Origin of the sequence: Azorhizobium caulinodans ORS 571 (assembly GCF_000010525.1) — a bacterium.
GTDB lineage: Bacteria > Pseudomonadota > Alphaproteobacteria > Rhizobiales > Xanthobacteraceae > Azorhizobium > Azorhizobium caulinodans.
Window position 1 is genome coordinate 5,166,462 of the sequence record NC_009937.1, and the last position, 21,099, is coordinate 5,187,560.

The window sequence follows — 21,099 nt, forward strand, 5'->3', positions numbered from 1 at the left end:
ACGCTGCGGGGACGGGGGGGGGCCGACGCTCGCCCTCACGCCGGATCGAGGGCGCGCAGACGCTCCGCGATCACCGCATCGCTCTCCGCCGCGAGAAAATCCGCCATGTGCTCGGCGGACATGGGGTGGGCGTAGAGGAAGCCCTGCGCCACCTCGCACCCCCGCGCCGCGAGGAAGCGGGCCTGGCCGATGGTCTCCACGCCTTCGGCCACCACCTGGAGGCCGAGATTGCGCCCCAGCTCGATCACCGAGCAGACGATGGCGGCATCGAAGCGGTCCGCCTCCACGTCCAGCACGAAGCTCTGGTCGATCTTCAGCGTGTCGATGGGCAATTGCTTGAGATGGCTCAGCGCCGCATAGCCGGTGCCGAAATCATCGAGCGCGATATGCATGCCGGCGCCGCAAATCTCGTCGAGGATCGGGCGCACATGGTCGGCCCGGCGCCCAAGGAAGACGGTCTCCGTGACCTCCACGTCGAAATGCTCGGCGCCCACCCGCGCCTCGTCGAACCGCTCGAGCAGGTGGCGGCCGACATCGGTGTGCGTGAACTGCGCCGGGGACAGGTTGAGGGCGATGCGCCCGAGCACCACCCCGCGATCCAGAAGCTGGCGCACATCCGCCGCCACGCGCTGGATCATGGCATCTCCCACCAGCACCGCCAGTTCCGGGTCCTGAAAGGCCGAGGCGAAGGCGGCGGGCGCGAGGAAGGCCTGCGGTCCGCGCCGCCAGCGCATGAGCGCCTCGAAGCCCACCACGCGCCCCGTCACCAGCGACACCTTCGGCTGGTAGAAGGGCACGATGGCGCGGCTGGAGGCGGCTTCCGTGAGCGCGGAATGCAGCGCCACGCGCTCCTGCATCGCCCAGCGCATCTGCGGCGCGTAGACCACCGCCCGGTTCCGCCCCTGACTCTTGGCGGCATAGAGGGCGAGATCGGCATTCTTCATCAGTTCGCCGGAGGTCTGCGTCTCGCCCATGCGCTCGGCAACCCCGACGCTGGCGCGGGCGATCAGCGAGCGGCCGCCGTACCAGATCGGCGCCCGCAGCCCGGCGATGAGCGTCTCGGCCATGTCGATGGCTTCGGGCAGCCGCACGCCGGCGAGAAGGACCACGAATTCGTCGCCGCCGAGCCGCGCGACGAAGCCGCGTCCGCCCACACGCTCCTCCACCTGCTGGCCGAGGCGCCGGGCGGTCTCCACCAGCAGCGCGTCGCCCGCATCATGGCCATAGGTGTCGTTGACGTCCTTGAGGCTGTCGAGATCCACCAGCAGCAGGCAGACGCTGTTGAAGGCGGCGCAGGCAGCCTCCAGGGAGAGCTGGAAGGCCGCGCGGTTGGACAGGCCCGTGAGGGCATCATGCAGCGCCGCCTGCCGCACCTTGTCCTCGGCCATGAGGCGGTCGGTGATGTCCATGAGGCCGGCGACCACCGCCGGCCGGCCGTTCACCTCCAGCATGGAGCCGCCGATGAGCGCAGTGCGGGCCGGTGCGTCGCCCTGCCCGATGCGCGCCTCGAAATTGGAGATTTCCCCCGTCCGGCGCAGGTTCTCCATCATCTGCTTCTGGACGTCGGGCTCCAGATGCAGGTCGCCGAGGGTCGTCGGGGCGTCCTCCGGACCCTGCTGGAAATAGCGCTGGCCCGCCTCGTTCATCCGCAGGATGCGGCCGCTCTCGATGTCCGCCACCACCATGGGGATGGGCGCCGCAAGGAAGGTCTTCTCCACCATCTCGTGGCTGCGGGCGGTGCTTGCGAGGGCGGCGCGCTCCGCCTCGATGGCACACCAGCTCAGGCGTGCCATCCGGTTGTCGCGAAGCACCAGCAGGATCAGCACCGCATTGAGCACCAGCACCCAGATGCCCATGGACAGCAGGCTGAGGGGATCGTCGGGATCGGTGGCGTAGGCGAGCAGCAGCAGCAGGCTGCCGACGGAGCCGTTGAGCACGCGCCAGCGGAACGAGACGGGCACCGCCAGATAGAAGATCACCGGCAGCACGAGGCTGATGGGCAGCGAGATGTTGCTTTTCAGATAGACGATCAGCGCGATGATGCTGCCCGTGAGCCATTGCCAGGCGACGATGAGCCGCTCCAGCCGCGGGAAGTCGGCCATGCGGGCGGCCCAGCGGAAGCTGGCCACGGTATAGGCGAGGAGGCTCAGGCGCAGCGCCAGCACCACCGGGAAGATCGGTTCGCCGATGATGCGCAGGTCATTGAGGAGCAGAAGGACGCCGGCGCCGAAGGCAACACCGAGCACCAGGCGGGCGTGGCGGACGGTTTCGGGGAAGCGCTGCCGCTGGAAGGCGGCTTCGTCCTCGACCCGTATGAACTCGCCGGTCATCGGCCGCAACCGAGACGCGCTCATCCCGACCCCTCATTCCATCCCGGGGCCCTCCGGCCGCCCCCTGTCTCCCTTCTATAGCGGTATTTGAGAAATGTCGCAGATTTCAGCGCCCTTGCGGACGCTTCGTCAGGTGGGCCTCAGCGCAGCTTGAGCGTTGCGAGGCCGAGAAGCGCGAGCACGACCGCGATGATCCAGAAACGGATCACCACCTGGCTCTCCGTCCAGCCCAGTTGCTCGAAATGGTGGTGGATGGGCGCCATCCGAAACACGCGCTTGCCGGTGAGGCGGAAGGAGATGACCTGCACGATCACCGACACCGCCTCCAGCACGAACAGGCCGCCGATGACGGCCAGCACGATCTCGTGCTTGGTGGCGACCGCGATGCTGCCCAGCAGGCCGCCCAGCGCCAGCGACCCTGTGTCGCCCATGAAGATCTGCGCCGGCGGGGCGTTGAACCACAGAAAGCCGAGGCCGGCGCCGATGATGGCGCCGCAGATCACCGCCAGTTCGCCCACGCCCGCCACATAGTGGATCTGCAGATAATCCGCGAAGACCACGTTGCCGGAGAGATACGAGATCATGCCGAAGGAGGCGGCGGCGATCATCACCGGCACGATGGCGAGGCCGTCGAGCCCGTCGGTGAGGTTCACCGCATTGCCCGCCGCAACGATGACGAAGGCCCCGAACACCACAAAGAACCAGCCGAGATCGAGCAGCAGGTCCTTGAAGAAGGGGAAGGCGACGGAGCTCGAAAGTCCCGCGCGGCCGGCATTGATCATGAGCACGACGGCGATGCCGGCGATCAGCGCCTCGATAGCGAGGCGCGCCTTACCCGAGAAGCCGGCGTGCGACTGGCGGGTCACCTTCAGATAGTCGTCATAGAAACCGATGAGCCCGAAGCCGGTGGTGACGAAGAGCACCACCCAGACATAGAGGTTCGACAGGTTGGCCCACAGCAGCGTCGCGACGATGAGGCCCGAGAAGATCATCAGCCCGCCCATGGTGGGCGTGCCCTTCTTGGTCAGCAGGTGCGACTGCGGCCCATCGGCGCGGATCGGCTGGCCCTTGCCCTGCTTCAGGCGCAGCGTGGAAATGATGCCCGGCCCGAACAGGAACACGAACAGCACGGCGGTGACGATGGCGCCGCCAGTGCGGAAGGTGATGTAACGGAAGACGTTGAAAGCCGGAAACGTATCGTGCAGCTGCGCGAGCCACTGGAGCATAGATCTATCCTTCGAGCAGCGCGTCGCCGGGCAAGCGGAAGCGTTCGGCGAGCGCCTTGACCAGCGGCCCCATGCGGCTGCCGTTCGAGCCCTTCACCATGAGGGTGTCGCCGGCCCGGATGGCCGCGGAAATCAGCGGTTCGAGGTGCGAGGCGTGCACCGCATAGCCGCCCTTGCGCGAGGAGGGCAAGACCTCCCACAGCGCATGCATCAGCGGGCCGGCACAGAACACCCGGTCGATCTTGCCCGCTTCCAGCGCCTCGGCCAGTTCGCGGTGATGCTGAGCGCCCTCGGTGCCCAGTTCCAGCATGTCGCCCAGAACGGCGATGCGCCGACCGCGCGGGCCGACCGGAGTCCGGCTCAGCACGTCGATGGCGGCGCGCATGGAGGCCGGATTGGCGTTGTAGCTCTCGTCCAGCAGCGTCGCGGTGCCGCCGGACACCGACAGCGAGACCGGCACGCCACGGCCCGGCGGCGGGCGCAGCCGCGCCAGCGCGACGGCGGCCAGCGCCAGATCCCCGCCCAGCAGGCGGACGGCGGCGAGCACGGCGAGCGCGTTCTGCACGATGTGGCGGCCCGGCATGCCGAGCTTGAAGGTGACCGGCGTCCCCAGCACGTCCGCCACCACCGTGGAGCAGGCCGGATGGAGCACCACGTCTTTCAGCCGCACCTCGCAGGCCGGGTCGGCGCCGAAGGAGACGATATTCTTGACGCCCTTGGCACGGGCCGAGGCGACGAGGCGGTCGAACAGCGGATTGTCGCGGTTGAGCACCGCCGTGCCGCCTGGCTCAAGGCCGTCGAAGATCTCCGCCTTGGCGTCGGCGATCTCCTCGATGCCGGAGAACTGGGCGATGTGTACCGCCTCCACCGTGGTGATGACCGCCACATGGGGCCGGACCATGCGCACCAGCGGCGTGATCTCGCCCGGATGGTTCATGCCCACCTCGAACACGCCATAGCGGGCCGAGCGGGGGAAGCGCGCCAGCGACAGCGGGACGCCCCAGTGATTGTTGTAGGACGCCGCCGAGGCGTGGGTCTCGCCATCGGCGGACAGCGCGATGCGCAGCGCCTCCTTGGTGGTGGTCTTCCCCACCGAGCCTGTGACCGCGACGATGCGCGCCTCCGAGCGGGCGCGGGCCGCCTTGCCGAGATCGGTCAGCGCGCCAAGCACGTCGGGCACCACCACGAGCGGGCCGTCCGGCAGGCCCTGTACGCGGTCGGCCGCCACCACGGCGAGCGACGCGCCGTTCTCCAGCGCCTTGGCGACATAGGCATGGCCGTCGCTGTTCTCACCGGTGATGGCGAAGAAGGCGTCGCCCGGCTCCAGCGTGCGGGTGTCGATGGAGATGCCGGTCACGTCCGCAAGAGTGCCGCGCGCGGTCCCGCCGGTGGCGGCAAGGATCTCTTCCGGCGTGTACAAAGCGCGGGTCGTCATGCGCCCACCTCTCCCAAGGCGGCGAGAACGGCCGCGGTGTCCGAGAACGGATACGTCCGGTCGCCTATGATTTGGCCCGTTTCGTGGCCTTTGCCGGCAACAAGCAGCACATCCCCAGCCCCCATCATGGCAACACCGGCCCGGATGGCCTCCTCGCGCGCACCGATCTCCAGAGCGCCGGGGGCGGCGGCGAGGATTTCGGCGCGGATGGCGGAGGGGTCTTCCGAGCGCGGATTATCGTCCGTCACGATGACGACATCGGCCTTGGCGGCGGCAATGGCGCCCATCAGCGGCCGCTTGCCCCGGTCGCGGTCGCCGCCGCAGCCGAACAGCGCGATCAGCCGGCCGGCAGTCGCCGCCCGCAGCGTGTCGAGCACGGTCTCCAGGGCTTCGGGCTTGTGGGCATAGTCCACGAAGACGGGACGGGCGGGATCATGGCCGATCCGCTCCAGCCGCCCCGGCACGCCTTTGAGATGCGGCAAGGCGGAGAGCGCGTCATCGAGCGGCACGCCACCTGCGGCAACGAGGCTTGCGGCGAGCAGCGCATTGTCCGCCTGGAAACGCCCGACCAGCGGCAGCAGGATCTCCGGGCGATCGGCGAAACGGATGCGCTGGCTGGTTCCCTCTGCCACCACCTCGGTCACCTTGAGGTCGCCTGTCGCGCCGATGGCGAAGGTCGGCAGGCCACGCGTGCGGGCGAAGGCCAGCGTCGTCGCGCCATAGGGCGCATCGAGCGCTGCGATGGCCGGCGCGCCGTCCGGCATCAATTCCGTGAACAGCCGCAGCTTGGCGTGGAAATAGGCCTCCACCGTCGGGTGATAGTCGAGATGGTCTCGCCCGAGATTGGTGAAGCCGCCGGCAGCCAGACGCACGCCCTCGAGCCGGCGCTGGTCGAGGCCGTGGGAAGAGGCCTCCAGCGCCATGTGGGTGATGCCCGCCCCGGCGAGGCGATCGAGCGTCGCGTGCAGGTCCACCGGATCAGGGGAAGTGAGTCCCCCGTAGCTGCTCTCGCCCGGCGCGATGAGGCCGAGCGTGCCCATGTAGGCGGCCGGAATACCGAGGTGGGCCCAGATCTGGCGGACGAACTCGGCCACCGAGGTCTTTCCCGCCGTGCCGGTCACCGCAACGATGGTTTGCGGCTGGCGGGGGTGCAGGCGGGCCGCGGCAAGTGCCAGCGAGCGGCGCACGTCGAGGGAGAAGACCAGCGGCACGTCCATGTCCGGCGGCGCGCCGGTGGGCTCCATCAGCACGGCGGCGGCGCCCTTGGCGAGCGCATCGGGAATGAAGCGGGCGCCGTCGGCCTTCGTTCCGGGCACGGCCACGAACAGCGTGCCCGGCCCCACCTTGCGGCTGTCGCTGGTGATCGCGGCAATCGGAACGCTGCCGCCCCGTTCAAGGCGCGCGTGCCCGGCGATCAGTGCGAGGAGATCCGCCATGGTGCCAGCCTCAAGCTCCCTCATGCGCACACCCGCCCCGAGGCGGGTGCCTGTCAGCGGCGATCCGCCACCTTCTGCCCGATGTCCCGCAGGAGCTGGTCCGCCGAGAGCGGCGCGCGGGGCGCCACGTTCAGCATCGGCGCGATGCGCTCCACGATCTTTCCGGCCACCGGTGCGGCATTCCAGCCGGAGGTGGCATAGCCATGGGTTTCCGGCGTCGGCTGCGGCTCATCCAGCATGACAAGCAGGAGATATTGCGGCCGGTCCATGGGGAAGACGGCGGTGAAGGAGGTGAGCAGCTTGTTCTTGGCATAGCGCCCGCCCACCACCTTCTCGGCGGTGCCGGTCTTGGCGCCCACGTTGTAGCCCACCATGTCGGCCTTCTTGCCCGAGCCCTTCTCCACATTGAGGCGCAGCAGGTAGCGCATCTTGTCGGAGGTCTCAGGCTTCAGCACGCGGGTCGCCACCTTCATGGCGTCGTCTTCCGTGCGCTTCAGGAAGGTGGGCGGGATGAGATAGCCGCCGTTCACCATGGAATTCACCGCCATCACCGCCTGGAGCGGGGCGACCGCAATGCCGTGGCCGAAAGCGATGGTGGCCGAGTTCAGCTCGCCCCAGCGCTTGGGCACGATGGGCTCGGCGCTCTCCGGCAGCTCGGTGCGCAGGCGGTCCATCTGGCCCATCTTCTTGAGAAAGGCCTTGTGGGCGTCCACGCCGAGGCTCAGTACCATCTTCGCTGTGCCGATGTTGGACGAATAGATGAAGATCTCCGGCAGGCTCAGCACCCGGCCTTCCGGATGGAAGTCATGGATGGCGAAGCGGCCGAAGGAGAGCGGCGCGCGGGCGTCGAAGGAGTTGCTGAGGGAGATCTTCCCCGAATCCAGCGCCATGGCGAAGGACAGGGACTTGAAGGTGGAGCCCATCTCGAACACGCCCGTGGTCAGGCGGTTGAGGTAGGCGTCGCTGCGCGGATCGCCATTGAGGTTGGGATCGAAGTCCGGCAGCGAGACCATGGCCACGATCTCGCCCGTGCGGACATTGGTGACGAGCCCCATGGCCGCCTTGGCCTTGAACTTCTCGCGGGCCTTCAGCAGTTCGTCGCGCAGCGTGTGCTGGACGCGCACGTCCATGGACAGCGCCACCGGCTCCTGCTGCCGGTCGGTGGCAAGGCCCGCCAGATGCAGCTCGGCGAGGCCGCGGCCGTCGATATACTTCTCGAGGCCGGCGATGCCCTGGTTGTCCACGTTCACGTTGCCGACCACGTGGGAGAAGGACGGGCCGTCCGGATAGATGCGCCGGTTCTCGCGCACGAAGCCGATGCCCGGGAAGCCGAGGCGATAGATGGCCCGCTGCTGGGCTGGCGTAATCTCGCGCTTCAGCCAGGCGAAGCCCTTCTTGGAGTTGAGGCGGTTGCGCACCTCGTTCACGTCGAGGTCGGGCAGCACCTTCAGCAGGCCTTCCAGCGTCTCGTCCGGATCGATGAGGCGCTTCGGCTCGGCGAAGAGCGAGGGGGACTTCACGTCGATGGCGATGATCTCGCCATTGCGGTCCACGATGTCCGGCCGGGCGGAAGCGACCGCCTCCGAGCCGCCGCCGCGCACGCCGTTCGGGTCGGACGTGACACCGAGGAAGGCGAGGCGCAGGGCGATGGCGAGGAAGACAAAGGAGAAAGCGGCGATGATGAGCTTGAGGCGCGCCCGCGTCACCGTTTCCTGATCGGCCCGGTCGAGGCCCAGCATGCCGCGCACGATGATGATCGAGGCGCGGTAGGTGAAGCGCACGAGCCCGATGATCCGCATCACGAACCAGCGGCACAGACGGTAGATGCGCAGCACCACCCAGCGGATCATGCCGTAGATGGTCATGAGGATGAAGCGGACCACCTGCCACAGCAGGTTGAGGATGAAGCGCCCCACCGAGCCGCCGGCGCGGCCCAGCACACTGCCCGTGGCGCTGCCGGCCCGGCCGAGGCCCTGCGCGGAGGTCTTGAGGAAAGCGGGCACCTTGAACGAGGGGATCATGTCTTAGGCCTCGTCAGTGCGTGCCAAGGAAGCCGGGCGGCAGGAGCGCGCCCAGCGCGGCGAAGGGGTTCTGCGGCGGCGGCGGCGGCGCGGCGGGCGCCTGCTGCGGCATCGCCTGCGCCACCGGCAGCGGGGCGGGTGCCTGCCGGGCGGCGGAGGGCACGCCAGAGCGGGGTGCGGCGGGCTTGGGCGTCGCGTTCGGAGCGGGATTGGAGGGCGAACGCAGCGCCGAGGCGGCGGGCGGGGCGGAGCTGCCCTGCGTCGCACGCTCGCCGGACGCGGGCTTCGGCGGAACGGACGAGGTGGTCAGCGGGGCATCCACCAGCGCCTCGATCATGCCGCCGATGCCGTCCGTGTTGCGGGCGGGCTTCTCGGGCAGATCGTCCAGCATGGAGATGTTGTCAGGGGCGAGCGGCTGCATGTCGAGGTGCCGCTGCACCAGCCCCTGCACATAGATGGGCGCCGTGCGGCGCGCCCATTCGGCGCGCAGGATCGAGATCTGATCCCGTTCGGTGCGAATCGCGGCACGCAGATGGGCGAGGCGTTCCGCCTCCGCCGTGGAAGCGTACTTGACCTTGTAAACCACACCAGCGGTCACGAGCAGCGCCAGAACCATCAACAGGTTGGCGATGCGAAACATCAGCTGCGTCTCCGCCCTCGGCGTTGTGACAGGTCGGCGGGCAGCAGGCCCGCCAGGTCCCCATCCGGATGCGCCGGGGCGTCCGTGCGTTCGGCCGCGCGAAGCTTCGCGGACCTTGCGCGCGGATTGCCTGCCACTTCGTCGGAGCCGGGCTCCACCGCCCCCTTGGCGACCAGCCGGAAGGAGGGAGCCGGCCCCTCCGCTTGCGGCATGTGGCGCGAGGCGGATGGTGCCTTGCTTCGGTGTGACAGAAAATTCTTAACGATCCTGTCTTCCAGCGAGTGAAAGGTGACGACCACCAGCCGGCCACCCGGCTTCAGCACCCGCTCTGCGGCCGCGAGGGCCCCGACAAGCTCCTGCAATTCCTCATTCACCGCGATGCGCAGCGCCTGGAAGGTGCGGGTCGCGGGATGCATTTCGCCGGGCTTCGCCCACACCACTTTCGAGACGATGTCGGCAAGCTGGGTCGTGCGGGTAATGGGCGATTCAGCGCGTGCATTAACGATGGCCCGGGCGATCTGGCGAGAGAAACGCTCCTCGCCGAGCGTCCAGATGACGTGGGCGAGTTCCACCTCGTCGAGGTCCGCCACGAGATCGGCGGCGGAGGGCCCGTCATTGGCCATGCGCATGTCGAGCGGGCCGTCGCGGCGGAAGGAGAAGCCCCGGTCCGCCTCGTCGAGCTGCATGGAGGAGACGCCGATGTCGAGCACCACGCCGTCGAGCGGGGCTGCGCCCAGATCCTGGGCCACCTGATCGAGATGGGAGAAGCGCTCGTGCACGAGCGTCAGCCGGCCGCCGGTCTCCTCGACCAGCGCCTGACCGCCGGCAATGGCGGTGGGATCGCGGTCGATGGCGATGACGCGGCCGTTGGCCGCTTCAAGAATGGCGCGGGTGTAACCGCCCGCGCCGAAGGTGCCGTCCAGACAGGTGCCGGCATCCTTCGGCGCGAGGTGAGCGAGAACCTCGGCGAGCATCACCGGAAGATGACGGGCCGGTCCGCCAGCGGCGTCGGTGGGCCCGACCCCGCGGCCCGTCTTCATCCCGAGATGCTCCCCTCGTTCCCGGAGCCGGATCCGAGGGAGCGGCGGAGTTGCCGCACCTTCTCGCGGGCCTCTGCGAGATGGGCGCGGAACCGCTCCGGCTCCCAGATCCGGAACTTGTGGCCAAGCCCCACGAACGTCACCTGATCGGCGATGGCCGCGTGGGTCTTGAGGCTTTCCGTCAGGACGACCCGGCCCTCCGGATCGATCCGCAACATTTCCGTCGTGCCATAGAGCGCCGCCGCCAGTTCCTCCCGCGCTTCCGAATAGGGCGGATAGCGGGCGATGAGGGCTTCGATCTCGGCCATCAGGCTGGTGCCGCCCGCGTCCAGCGCCGGTTCGGCGAGGCTCGGATGGCAGTGCAGAAGGTCGGTGCCATCCTTGGCCAGAACGGTGCGGTAAGGCGCGGGGATGGAAACCCGGCCCTTGGCGTCCAGGCGCATCGTGTAGGTGGACACGAAGCGGTCCATGTCGCCCGCACCCCCCAGCGATCGGATGACGCCCCATCGGCGGATTTGATCCGCTGCCTCGACGCGGCCGGAGGCGTGGCGGAACACGCCGGCCTCCGGATGGGCTGATTTGGGTTAACATGGGAGGATATGGGCGTCAATGGAATCGCGCGGGCAAAGCCTGTCTGCACGCGGGTTCGCGCCCGGTGATGCCGGTGAAAACGGGTTGGGGACAGGTCGCGGGCGTGGCCGCATTCTTTAAGGATGCATTAACCTTAATCGCGGCTTAATTTTCAGCACATGATCGGTGCTGATCGCACCGCGCGGGGCGCAAGCCTCGGTCGTCCTCGCACGGCGCACGCAAGCCCCGCGCAGGGATGGTGGTTCGGGATCATGGTTAAAGCGTTGTTGCGTACCGCGTTGTTGCCCTGTGGCGTTTCCGGACGTCCGAGGGTCTTGGGGACGGGGGTTCCGTGTCGTTGGTAGGGATGATCGGCGGTGCCGGGCTGGGCTTTGCCCTCGGCGGCCCGCTCGGAGGACTGCTTGGTGGCCTCGCCGGCCACGTGGTGCAGCGCCTTCTCGCCCCCGCTCCGAAACCTGCCGCCTTCTCCATCGCCCTCATCGCACTCTGCGCCAAGATGGCGAAAGCCGATGGCGTGGTGGTGCCGCTGGAAGTCGCCGCGTTCCGTGAAGTCTTCGACATTCCTCCCGAGGAACTTGCAGGAGTGGCTCGCGTGTTCGACCTTGCCAGCCAGGATACCGCAGGCTTCGAAGCCTACGCCCGCCAGATCGGCGTCCTCTTCGCCGACGAGCCGCAGACCCGCGAGGATCTGCTGGATGCCCTCTTCCACGTGGCCAAGGCCGACCATGCGCTGCATCCGAGCGAGCTCGGCTTCATGCACAAGGTGGCCGGGCTGCTCGGCTTCGATGATGTGGCCTATGCCCGCATCGAGGCTCGCCACGTCCACCGGCCGGACGACCCTTATGCGGTGCTCGACCTGCCCCATGACGCCTCGAACGCGGCAGTGAAGACGCGCTACCGGCTACTGGTGCGCGAGCATCATCCGGACCGCCTCCAGGCCCGCGGCCTGCCGCCGGCGGCGATCAAGCTCGCCAATGACCGGGTGGCTGCGCTAAATGCGGCCTACGCCCGGATCATGGAACAACGGGAGACACGGTGAGCCCCGAGCCTCTGCCCTTCGCCCCCGACAGCGAACTCGTCAGCCTTCTTGCCCCCTCCCCCAACCACGGGGAGCGCCGCGCCGCCATCGACATGCTGGTGCTGCACTATACCGGCATGCAGAGTGCGCAGGCCGCCATCGACCTCCTGCGCAGCGCCACCGCCGAGGTCTCCTGCCACTATGTGGTGCTGGAGGACGGCGGCATCGTGCAGATGGTGCCGGAAGCGCGCCGCGCCTGGCACGCGGGCGTCTCGTCCTGGGAAGGGCAGCCCGACACCAATTCCCGCTCCATCGGCATCGAAATCGTCAATCCCGGCCACGGGCAGGGCTATCCGGACTTCCCCGACCGCCAGATGCGTTCCGTGGCCGCGCTCTGCCGCGAGATCGTCGAGCGGCACGTCATCCGGGCCGACCGCGTACTCGCCCATTCCGACGTCGCTCCCGGCCGCAAGCAGGACCCCGGCGAGAAATTCCCGTGGGAGTTCCTCCACCACGCCGGTGTCGGCCATTATGTGCATGAGGCGCCCAAGGGCGGCGGCCGCTTCCTGATGATGGGGGACAGCGGCCAGCCTATCGCCGCGCTCCAGGCCATGCTCGCCCTCTATGGCTACGGCATCGAGGTAACGGGCCTCTATGACGAGGCCACCCGCGATGTGGTGATGGCCTTCCAGCGCCATTTCCGCCGCTCGCAGGTGGACGGGGTGGCCGACGGCTCCACCATCCTCACCCTGCGCAATCTGATCGGCGGACGCCCGGCGGACGGGGATGCCGGGCACGACCACCATCATGACCATGATCACGGCGGCTGCGCCCACAGCTGAGGCCGGCTGTTATCGCCTCAAGGCTTGAGCGCGACGACCTCGCCGTCTTCCTTCGTGAAGCTGTCGGGCTTGCGCTCCAGAAGATCGAGCACCCGCTCGGATGGCCGGCACAGGCGCGTGCCGAGCGGTGTAACCACGATGGGCCGGTTGACCAGGATCGGATGCGCCACCATGGCCGCGAGCAGATCCGCCTCGCTCACCTCCGGCACCAGCAGCCCGAGTTCGGCGGCGGGCGTGCCCTTCTCCCGCAGGATGTCGCGGGCGGTCCCGCCCATGGCGCTGATGAGACCCTTGAGCTGGTCCTGCGTCCAGCCGGTCTTCAGATACTCAACTACGGTCGGCGCATAGCCCGCCGCGCGGATCATCGCCAGCGTGTTGCGGGACGTCCCGCAGGCGGGGTTGTGATAGATGGTGACAGGAAAATCGCTCATGGTGCTGCCAACCTCCCAGGCATCCTGCATCCCCTGACGCACAGCCGAAATCTCATCGAGCGTGACCTATGGCACAGCCGGCCCGATCCTGCTGAACCTACCCTCATCCGTGCGCCAGAAAACGGCGCGTTCCGGCGAGGAGCAAGGACCGATGATTGCCTCATATCGCAAGGCGCTGGCCGTTGCCGCATTGGCGGCGGCCGCGATCTGCACGGCCGCGGCATCCGCCGAGGCCGCCTGCCTGAATCCCGACACCCTCAACATCAGCAGCGCATGGCGGCGGCGCACCGCCAACGCAGACAACCAGACGCTGCGCGACGCTTATGCCAACGACACCTGCACCTGGATCGCCGCGCCCCATGAGGGCGGTCACAGGCCGGCATGTGCCGCGGGCACGCTGCACGTCACGGTGTCGAACGGCGTGCGGACCTGCCATGTGTTCCGCAAGCAGAACACGCCCGCCTGCCGGAATATGGATTATTTCCCGGCGACCTGCCTCTAGGCCGACAGCCCACCGGTATTCACCCTCCAAGCCTTGACGCCCGGCCCGCGAACGCCCATTGGGAGGCGACCAGCCGGCCGGGCGGCCGCGGTGCCTTGTGCATCGAGGAAAGTCCGGGCTCCACGGAGACACGGTGCCGGATAACGTCCGGCGGGGGCGACCCTAGGGAAAGTGCCACAGAAATCAGACCGCCCGCGCGTGCGCGGGTAAGGGTGAAACGGTGGGGTAAGAGCCCACCGCGCGACCGGCAACGGAAGCGGCACGGCAAACCCCACCGGGAGCAAGGTCGAATAGGGACGGCACGGGCGCGCAAGCGCCCAATCCGGTCTTCGGATCGTCGTCCGGGTTGACTGCCAGAGGCGCCGGGTAACCGGCGTCCCAGAGGAATGGCCGCCACGTGGGAGAAATCCCGCCATACAGAACCCGGCTTACAGGCCGGCTGGTGCTCACCCCTTAACCCTGCCTGCATTCCGTGCATGGAAACGGCCCGCTTTCGCCAAGGCGGCGCTTCCCTCCGCCGGCGCGGCCGCTATCTTCCCCAGCGTGGTGGGTGCCGTCGCCCAGTTTCCCGCAGGGGTCTTCCATGATTTCTCGTCGCTCGTGCCTGGCCGGCCTCGCCGGGCTCGCCCTTCCCGCCGTGTCGCGCACCGGATGGGCGCAGACCGCTCCGGCGCCGGCCGCAGCGCCCGCAGGGCTGCCCATGAACGGCCGCCTGACCCATCTCGCCTATTCCGACCAGGGCGGGCATCCGGACGGCGTTCAGGTGATGGTGAGCCGCAAGACGCTCTATGTGGGCCACATGTTCTCGAACGGCTTCACCGTGATGGACGTGGCGGACCCGACCAAGCCCACGCCGATCCAGTTCGTGGCCGCGCCGGCCAACACGCGCACCCATCACCTTCAGACCAATGGCGACCTGATGCTGCTCGCCTGCGGCGCGGACATCCCGACCATCGGCAAGTACAATCCGGGCCTGTCCTATTACCAGCAGTCCTTCGGCGGCAGCATGGCCGGCAAGGCGGACTTCGCCGCCGGCGTGAAGATCTATGACACCTCCAAGCCCGCCGCCCCGCGCGAGATCGGCTTCCTCAACATCCCCGGCATCGGCGTGAACCGCCTGTGGTATGCGGGCGGGCGCTACGCCTACATCTCCGCCCATATGGACGGCTTCACCGACCACATCCTGGTCATTGCCGACATCAACGATCCCACCAAGCCGGAGATCGTCGGCAAGTGGTGGATCCCCGGCATGTGGAAGGAAGGTGGCGAGACGCCGAGCTGGAGCGGCAAGCGCGTCGCCCTGCATCACATGATCGTCGCCGGAGACACGGGTTACGCGGCCTGGCGCGACGGCGGCTTCACCATTCTCGACCTGACGGACAAGACCAAGCCCAAGCTCGTCTCGCACGTGAACACCGCCCCGCCCTATCCGGGCGGCACGCACACCCCGCTGCCCCTGCCCGGCCGCAAGCTCGCGGTGATCGCGGACGAAAGCTCCAGCCTCAACTGCGCCAAGGGCCTCAGCTACACGTGGATCTATGACGTGCGGGCGCCGCAGAACCCGGTGTCCATCTCCTCCCTGCCGACGCCGAAGGAGGAGAATTTCTGCCGGACGGGCGAGAATTTCGGCCCTCATAACCTGCATGAGAACCGGCCGGAGACCTTCCAGAGCGAAGAGCTGATCTTCGCCACCTATCACAATGCGGGCCTGCGGGTGTTCGACATCCGCGATGCCTATGCCCCGCGCGAGGTCGCCCGCTTCGTGCCCCCGCCGCCCAAGCGCATCCTCGATCCGCGCCCCGGCAATGCGCTGGCGCCGCAGACCTGCGATGTGAACGTGCAGACCGATGGCATCATCTACCTCAGCGACTGGAACGCCGGCCTGCACGTCCTGCGCTACGAGGGCTGAAGACTGCGGGGCGGTCGAGCCGCCCCGCTTGCCGCTTCAGATGAAACTCAGCGCCAGCCGAGCGCCGGCGCGACGTGCTTCAGGATCGCCTCGATCACGTGGGCGTTGTAGTCGACGCCCAGTTGGTTCGGCACGGTGAGGAGCAGGGTATCGGCCTCGGCGATCGCCTCGTCCTTGCGCAGTTCCTCGATCAGCACGTCGGGCGTCGCGGCATAGCTGCGGCCGAAGATGGCGCGGGTCTTCTCGTCCAGAAAGCCGATCTGGTCGGCGCTTTCATTGCCCCGGCCGAAATAGGCGCGGTCCCGCTCGTCCACCAGCGCGAAGATGCTGCGGCTCACCGACACGCGCGGCTCGCGGTCATGGCCCGCCGCCTTCCAGGCGTCCCGATAGACGCGGATCTGCTTGGCCTGCTGGATGTGGAAGGGCTCGCCCGTCTCGTCATCCTTCAGCGTCGAGCTTTGCAGGTTCATGCCCCGCTCCGCCGCCCAGACGGCGGTGGCGTTGGAGCCCGCGCCCCACCAGATACGCTCGCGCAGGCCTTCCGAATAAGGCTCAAGGCGCAGCAGGCCGGGCGGATTGGGGAACATGGGGCGCGGATTGGGCTTCGCGAAGCCTTCCCCCTTCAGGACGTCCAGCAGCACCTCGGCATGGCGCCGGCCCATGTCCGCATCGCTTTGTCCCTCGGCCGGCTGGTAGCCGAAATAGCGCCAGCCATCGATCACCTGCTCCGGCGAGCCCCGGCTGATGCCGAGCTGGAGGCGGCCTCCGGCGATGAGGTCCGCCGCCCCGGCATCCTCCGCCATGTAGAGCGGATTCTCATAGCGCATGTCGATGACGGCGGTGCCGATCTCGATGCGGCTGGTCCTGGCCCCCACCGCTGCCAGCAGCGGGAAGGGCGACGCCAGCTGGCGCGCGAAATGGTGGACACGGAAATAGGCGCCGTCCGCGCCCAGTTCCTCCGCCGCCACCGCAAGGTCGATGGATTGCAGCAGCGCATCGCCCGCCGAGCGGGTTCCGGAATTGGGCGAGGGCGTCCAGTGGCCGAACGAGAGAAAACCGATCTTCTTCAAGGGTCACACGGGGATTTCGTGAAAGTTGGCCGGACGCTACGCCCCAAAGCGCGGCAGCGCCACTCACGCGCTCGTAAAGGCTGCCATGCCGCAGGCGCGCGGTCCTTAATCCGCCGTCAACCAAGTCCGCCCCATGGTGTCCGGCAGTTTCCGCCGGAGTGTTTTCGAGATGATGTCGCGCGCCGACCGCACCGTGCTGAGCGAGTGGTGGTGGACGGTGGACCGCCTGCTGCTCGGCAGCCTGCTGGTCCTGATGATGGTGGGCATCGTCCTGTGCCTCGCCGCCTCCCCGCCGGTCGCCGCGCGCCTCGGCATCAACGATCCCTTCCACTTCGTGGACCGGCAGATCTTCTTCCTGCTGCCGGCCATCGGCGTGCTGTTCGGCACGTCCTTCCTCCAGCCGCGCACCATCCGGCGCATCTGCGTGGTGGTGTTCGCGGTCTTCCTGGTACTGCTGTTCGCTACGCTGGTGATCGGCCCGGAGGTGAAGGGCGCCCGGCGCTGGCTGAACCTTGCCGGCATCACCGTGCAGCCCTCCGAATTCCTGAAACCCGCTTTCGTGGTGCTGGCCGCCTGGCTGTTCTCCGAAAGCGGCAAGCGGCCGGAAATGCCGGCCCAGTTCCTCGCCGTGGTGCTGCTCGGCTCCGTGCTGCTGCCCCTCGTGATGCAGCCGGACTTCGGCCAGACCACCCTCATCTGCCTCGTCTGGGGCGCCCTGTTTTTCCTCGCGGGCCTCAGGTGGATCTGGATGGTGGGCCTCGGCGGCGTCGGCGCGGCGGGCCTCTTCCTCGCCTATAAATTCGTGCCGCACGTGACCAAGCGCATCGACCGCTTCCTCGATCCGGCGAGCGGCGACACCTATCAGGTGGATACAGCGCTGGAGAGCTTCCGCCATGGCGGGTGGCTGGGACAGGGACCGGGCGAGGGCACGGTGAAGCGCATCCTCCCCGACGGCCACACGGACTTCGTGTTTTCCGTGGCGGCGGAGGAGTTCGGCATCATCCTGTGCCTCATCCTGCTGGCCTTGTTCGCCTTCATCATCCTGCGCAGCCTGAACCGGGCCGTGAAGGAGCAGGACCCCTTCTCCCGCTTCGCCGCCACCGGCCTTGCCATGCTGTTTGGCCTTCAGGCCTGCATCAACATGGCGGTGAACGTGCACCTGATGCCCGCCAAGGGCATGACCCTGCCCTTCATCTCCTACGGCGGCTCATCGCTCATCTCCATCGCCTTCGGCATGGGCATGCTGCTGGCCTTCTGCCGCGCCAAGCCCGGCGCCTCGGCGATGGCGGCGCTGAGCGAGCCCATGTCGCTCCCCAAGGGCGCTGTGCTCGCCACCCCCATCGACCCGACGCACGCCGAAGACCACGCCGGCGGCCCCACGGCGGTGCCGGCGTGAGCAAGCTCGTCCTCCTCGCCGCCGGCGGCACCGGCGGCCATCTCTTCCCCGCCGAGGCGCTGGCCGCCGCGCTGGCCGCACGCGGCTTCACCATCGACCTTGCGACCGATTCCCGCGCCGCCCGCTATGCCGGCCACTTCCCGGCGCGCGAACTCCACGTGCTCTCCGCCGACACGGTGCGCGGGCGCTCGCCCGTGGCGCTTGCGAAGACCGCCTTGGCACTCGGTGGCGGCTTCCTTTCGGCGTTAATGCTGCTCCGGCGCATCAAGCCTGCCGTGGTGGTGGGCTTCGGCGGTTATCCCACCGTGCCGCCGTTGATGGCCGCCAGCCTCACTGGCGTCCCGAGCCTCGTGCATGAGGCGAACGGCGTGATGGGCCGCGCCAACCGCCTGCTGGCGAGCCGTGTGAAGGCCATCGCCACCGGCTTTCCCGGCATTCTCGACAGCGACCCGGCCCTCAAGGCCAAGGCGGTCTGGACTGGAAATCCTCTGCGCCCCGCCGTGCTGGAAGTAACCCGCATCCCCTATGCGCCGCCCACGGCCGAGGGGCCGCTGAACCTCCTGGTGTTCGGCGGCAGCCAGGGCGCGCGGGTGATGTCCGACATCGTGCCGGAGGGGCTTGCCCAACTCGACCCGGCGCTGCGCCCCCGCCTCAGGATCGTGCAGCAGGCCCGCGCGGAAGACCTCGACCGCGTGCAGGGCACCTATGCGCAAGCCGGCATCACCGCCGAGGTGGCGCCCTTCTTCAATGATCTGCCCGCCCGCATGGCGGCGGCCCAGCTTGTCATCTCGCGCTCCGGCGCCTCCACGGTGGCCGAGCTCTCCGCCCTTGGCCGGCCAAGCCTTCTCGTGCCGCTGCCTGGCGCCATCGACCAGGATCAGGCCGCCAATGCCAAGGCGCTCGCCGCCACCGGCGGGGCGCTGCCCATCCCGCAGGCCGAGTTCACGCCCGAGCGCGTGGCGCGGGAGATCACGCGGCTTGCCGCCGCGCCCCAGACATTGACGCAGATGGCCGATGCGGCCAGAAGCGCGGGCGTGCTCGACGCCGCCGACCGGCTGGCGGATCTCGTCGCGCGCCTCGCCGGCTCGCCCTCGGCCTGATCAGACCTTTCGCGGCACCGCGCCCGGCGGCGCCGCCCGCAAACTGGACGACACCGCTATGAAGCTTCCCGAGGCCCTCGGCTCCATTCATTTCGTCGGCATCGGCGGCATCGGCATGAGCGGCATCGCGGAGGTGCTGAACAACCTTGGCTATACGGTGCAGGGCTCGGACGTGGCGGAGAACGCCAATGTGAAGCGCCTGCGCGAGAACGGCATCGCCGTGACCGTGGGCCACAAGGCGGAGAATATCGACGGCGCCGAGGTGGTGGTCGTCTCCTCCGCCATCAAGCGCGACAATCCCGAGCTGCTGGCCGCCCGCGCGAAGCGCCTGCCGGTGGTGCGCCGGGCCGAGATGCTGGCCGAGCTGATGCGCCTCAAGAGCTGCGTCGCCATCGCCGGCACCCATGGCAAGACCACCACGACCTCGCTGGTGGCGACCCTCTTGGACAAGGGCGGTTTCGACCCCACCGTCATCAATGGCGGCATCATCAATGCCTATGGCACCAACGCCCGCCTCGGCGCCGGCGACTGGATGGTGGTGGAAGCGGACGAGAGCGACGGCACCTTCCTGAAGCTGCCGGCGGAAGTCGCCATCATCACCAATATCGACCCCGAGCACCTCGACCACTTCAAGACCTTCGACAAGGTGCAGGAAGCCTTCCGCACCTTTGTGGAGAACGTGCCCTTCTACGGCTTCGCCGTGATGTGCATCGACCATCCGGTGGTGCAGGCCCTCGTCGGCCGTATCGAGGACCGGCGCATCATCACCTATGGCGAGAACCCGCAGGCGGACGTGCGCCTCGTGGATGTGGACCTGCGCGGCGGCATTACCCGCTTCGGCGTGGTGTTCCGCGATCGCGCCGGCACCGCCGAGCACCGCATCGACGGGCTGAAGCTGCCCATGCCCGGCAAGCACAATGCACTGAACGCCACCGCCGCCATTGCGGTGGCCCGCGAGCTGCGCGTGCCGGATGACCGCATCATCGAGGCCATCGGCGGCTTCGGCGGCGTGAAGCGGCGCTTCACCCGCACCGGCGAGTGGAAGGGCGCGACCATCTTCGACGATTACGGCCACCATCCGGTGGAGATTTCCGCCGTGCTGCGCGCCGCCCGCGCCGCCACGGAGGGACAGGTGATCGCCGTGGTGCAGCCCCACCGCTACACCCGCCTCGCCTCGCTGTTCGATGAATTCTGCACCTGCTTCAACGACGCCGACCATGTGATCGTCGCCCCCGTCTATGCGGCGGGCGAGAGCCCGGTGCCGGGCGCCGACAGCGAACATCTGGTGCAGGGCCTACGCGCCCGCGGCCACCGCTCGGTGACGGCGCTGAAGGGGCCGGAGGAGTTGGCCGGCCTCGTCGCCGGCCTCGCCAAGCCCGGCGACTTTGTCATCTGCCTCGGCGCCGGCACCATCACCCAATGGGCCTATGCCCTGCCGGGCGAACTGGAGAAGCTGGGCTGAGGAGCCTTGCCCCGAGCATGACAAAGTCATACGCGCCGCTATGATTGGTCCCGAAAGGGGATATCCCATGCGGAGCAGCAAGCCGATCACGGTCACGCTCGGCGATATGGCGCCCCGGGTGGAAGCCCTGCGCCGCGCCGGACATTATGCCTCGACCAGTGAAGTGCTGCGCGCGGGCGTCCGCGCTCTCGAGCGCGAGCAGGAGGCGCTCGACGCTTATATGCGGGAGCACGTCCGCCAAGCCCTCGAAGACCCCCGTCCCAGTGTTGATGCGGACGAGGTGTTCGATCGGCTGAAAGCGCTTCACCAGAGGTCCGAGAAGGCCGATGGGCGTGAGCCTTAAGGTCACGTTCAGGCCAAGAGCCGCCGAAGACTTGGAGCGGCTCTATATCTTCATTCGGGACGCGGCGGACGCCGGCCCGGACATCGCCATCCGCTTCGTTCTCAGCATTCAGGAGCAATGTGCGCGTCTGGCAGACATGCCGGAACGCGCGCCCCTGCGCCCGGAGGTCGGGGAGGACGTCCGGGTTCTGAGCATGAAGCGGCGCATCTCCATCGCCTATCGTGTGCGCCGGACGGAGGTGGAGATTCTCGGCATCTTCTACCGAGGCCAAGTGCTGGATCTGGATCCGCCAGGCGAGAAATAGGCG

Annotated in this window: 19 protein-coding genes and 1 other RNA gene; 10 read left to right on the forward strand and 10 right to left on the reverse strand. The window is 68.3% G+C overall.

The features are described from left to right. Positions 1-35 precede the first annotated feature (35 nt). The 8 genes from AZC_RS24610 to AZC_RS23305 form a co-directional block, all read right to left on the reverse strand. Positions 36-2,354, reverse strand: a complete 2,319-nt coding sequence (locus AZC_RS24610; RefSeq protein WP_012173059.1) for a putative bifunctional diguanylate cyclase/phosphodiesterase — start codon at positions 2,352-2,354, stop codon at positions 36-38. Positions 2,355-2,470: 116 nt separating this feature from the next. Continuing rightward, complete coding sequence (mraY, locus tag AZC_RS23275) at positions 2,471-3,556, reverse strand: phospho-N-acetylmuramoyl-pentapeptide-transferase (RefSeq protein ID WP_012173060.1); 1,086 nt, start codon at positions 3,554-3,556, stop codon at positions 2,471-2,473. 4 nt (positions 3,557-3,560) lie between these two features. Next, entirely contained in the window at positions 3,561-4,991 is a 1,431-nt protein-coding gene (locus AZC_RS23280; RefSeq protein ID WP_012173061.1) for a UDP-N-acetylmuramoylalanyl-D-glutamyl-2,6-diaminopimelate--D-alanyl-D-alanine ligase, read from the reverse strand. After that, entirely contained in the window at positions 4,988-6,457 is a 1,470-nt protein-coding gene (locus tag AZC_RS23285) for a UDP-N-acetylmuramoyl-L-alanyl-D-glutamate--2,6-diaminopimelate ligase (protein ID WP_012173062.1), read from the reverse strand. Before AZC_RS23285 ends, AZC_RS23280 begins: the two co-directional genes overlap by 4 nt. A 23-nt stretch (positions 6,458-6,480) precedes the next feature. After that, positions 6,481-8,226, reverse strand: coding sequence for a peptidoglycan D,D-transpeptidase FtsI family protein (locus AZC_RS23290; RefSeq protein WP_043880662.1), 1,746 nt, complete (start codon positions 8,224-8,226; stop codon positions 6,481-6,483). Positions 8,227-8,461: 235 nt separating this feature from the next. Next, positions 8,462-9,088, reverse strand: a complete 627-nt coding sequence (gene ftsL, locus AZC_RS23295; protein ID WP_012173064.1) for a cell division protein FtsL — start codon at positions 9,086-9,088, stop codon at positions 8,462-8,464. Beyond that, the gene (rsmH, locus tag AZC_RS23300) at positions 9,088-10,128 is read right to left on the reverse strand and encodes a 16S rRNA (cytosine(1402)-N(4))-methyltransferase RsmH (RefSeq protein ID WP_012173065.1); all 1,041 of its coding nucleotides are present in this window, start codon (positions 10,126-10,128) and stop codon (positions 9,088-9,090) included. The genes ftsL and rsmH overlap by 1 nt, the downstream gene beginning before the upstream one ends. Beyond that, positions 10,125-10,598: a division/cell wall cluster transcriptional repressor MraZ gene (locus tag AZC_RS23305; protein WP_012173066.1), complete on the reverse strand. Its 474-nt coding sequence runs from the start codon at positions 10,596-10,598 to the stop codon at positions 10,125-10,127. Before AZC_RS23305 ends, rsmH begins: the two co-directional genes overlap by 4 nt. A 452-nt stretch (positions 10,599-11,050) precedes the next feature. Here AZC_RS23305 and AZC_RS23310 point away from each other — a divergent pair, with 452 nt between their 5' ends. Both AZC_RS23310 and AZC_RS23315 read left to right on the forward strand, forming a co-directional pair. Further along, entirely contained in the window at positions 11,051-11,758 is a 708-nt protein-coding gene (locus tag AZC_RS23310; protein WP_012173067.1) for a TerB family tellurite resistance protein, read from the forward strand. Beyond that, the gene (locus AZC_RS23315) at positions 11,755-12,579 is read left to right on the forward strand and encodes an N-acetylmuramoyl-L-alanine amidase (protein WP_012173068.1); all 825 of its coding nucleotides are present in this window, start codon (positions 11,755-11,757) and stop codon (positions 12,577-12,579) included. Before AZC_RS23310 ends, AZC_RS23315 begins: the two co-directional genes overlap by 4 nt. A gap of 17 nt (positions 12,580-12,596) precedes the next feature. Here the strand turns inward: AZC_RS23315 and arsC are convergent, their stop codons facing one another. Beyond that, positions 12,597-13,010 carry an arsenate reductase (glutaredoxin) gene (gene arsC, locus AZC_RS23320; RefSeq protein ID WP_043880663.1) on the reverse strand — a complete coding sequence of 138 codons (414 nt, stop codon included), beginning with the start codon at positions 13,008-13,010 and terminating at the stop codon, positions 12,597-12,599. A gap of 61 nt (positions 13,011-13,071) precedes the next feature. Between arsC and AZC_RS23325 the strand changes: the two genes are divergently transcribed. The 3 genes from AZC_RS23325 (at position 13,072) to AZC_RS23330 (ending at position 15,421) form a co-directional block, all read left to right on the forward strand. Then, entirely contained in the window at positions 13,072-13,512 is a 441-nt protein-coding gene (locus tag AZC_RS23325) for a hypothetical protein (protein ID WP_012173070.1), read from the forward strand. 69 nt (positions 13,513-13,581) lie between these two features. Further along, positions 13,582-13,959: RNase P RNA component class A (gene rnpB / locus AZC_RS24615), an RNA gene on the forward strand. Positions 13,960-14,095: 136 nt separating this feature from the next. Then, positions 14,096-15,421, forward strand: coding sequence for an LVIVD repeat-containing protein (locus AZC_RS23330; RefSeq protein ID WP_148209902.1), 1,326 nt, complete (start codon positions 14,096-14,098; stop codon positions 15,419-15,421). Between the two features lie 47 nt (positions 15,422-15,468). On the opposite strand, the gene AZC_RS23335 is transcribed toward AZC_RS23330, so the two are convergent. Next, positions 15,469-16,491: an LLM class flavin-dependent oxidoreductase gene (locus AZC_RS23335; protein WP_012173072.1), complete on the reverse strand. Its 1,023-nt coding sequence runs from the start codon at positions 16,489-16,491 to the stop codon at positions 15,469-15,471. Between the two features lie 169 nt (positions 16,492-16,660). Between AZC_RS23335 and ftsW the strand changes: the two genes are divergently transcribed. The 5 genes from ftsW (at position 16,661) to AZC_RS23360 (ending at position 21,096) form a co-directional block, all read left to right on the forward strand. Further along, a complete protein-coding gene (gene ftsW / locus AZC_RS23340; protein WP_012173073.1) occupies positions 16,661-17,887 on the forward strand; it encodes a putative lipid II flippase FtsW in 1,227 nt (408 codons plus the stop codon). Then, positions 17,884-18,987, forward strand: coding sequence for an undecaprenyldiphospho-muramoylpentapeptide beta-N-acetylglucosaminyltransferase (gene murG / locus AZC_RS23345; RefSeq protein ID WP_012173074.1), 1,104 nt, complete (start codon positions 17,884-17,886; stop codon positions 18,985-18,987). Before ftsW ends, murG begins: the two co-directional genes overlap by 4 nt. Before the next feature lie 58 nt (positions 18,988-19,045). Continuing rightward, positions 19,046-20,449 carry a UDP-N-acetylmuramate--L-alanine ligase gene (gene murC / locus AZC_RS23350; protein WP_012173075.1) on the forward strand — a complete coding sequence of 468 codons (1,404 nt, stop codon included), beginning with the start codon at positions 19,046-19,048 and terminating at the stop codon, positions 20,447-20,449. Between the two features lie 67 nt (positions 20,450-20,516). Beyond that, positions 20,517-20,792: a ribbon-helix-helix domain-containing protein gene (locus AZC_RS23355; protein WP_043879798.1), complete on the forward strand. Its 276-nt coding sequence runs from the start codon at positions 20,517-20,519 to the stop codon at positions 20,790-20,792. Then, positions 20,776-21,096, forward strand: a complete 321-nt coding sequence (locus AZC_RS23360) for a type II toxin-antitoxin system RelE/ParE family toxin (RefSeq protein WP_012173077.1) — start codon at positions 20,776-20,778, stop codon at positions 21,094-21,096. The genes AZC_RS23355 and AZC_RS23360 overlap by 17 nt, the downstream gene beginning before the upstream one ends. Positions 21,097-21,099 lie beyond the last annotated feature (3 nt).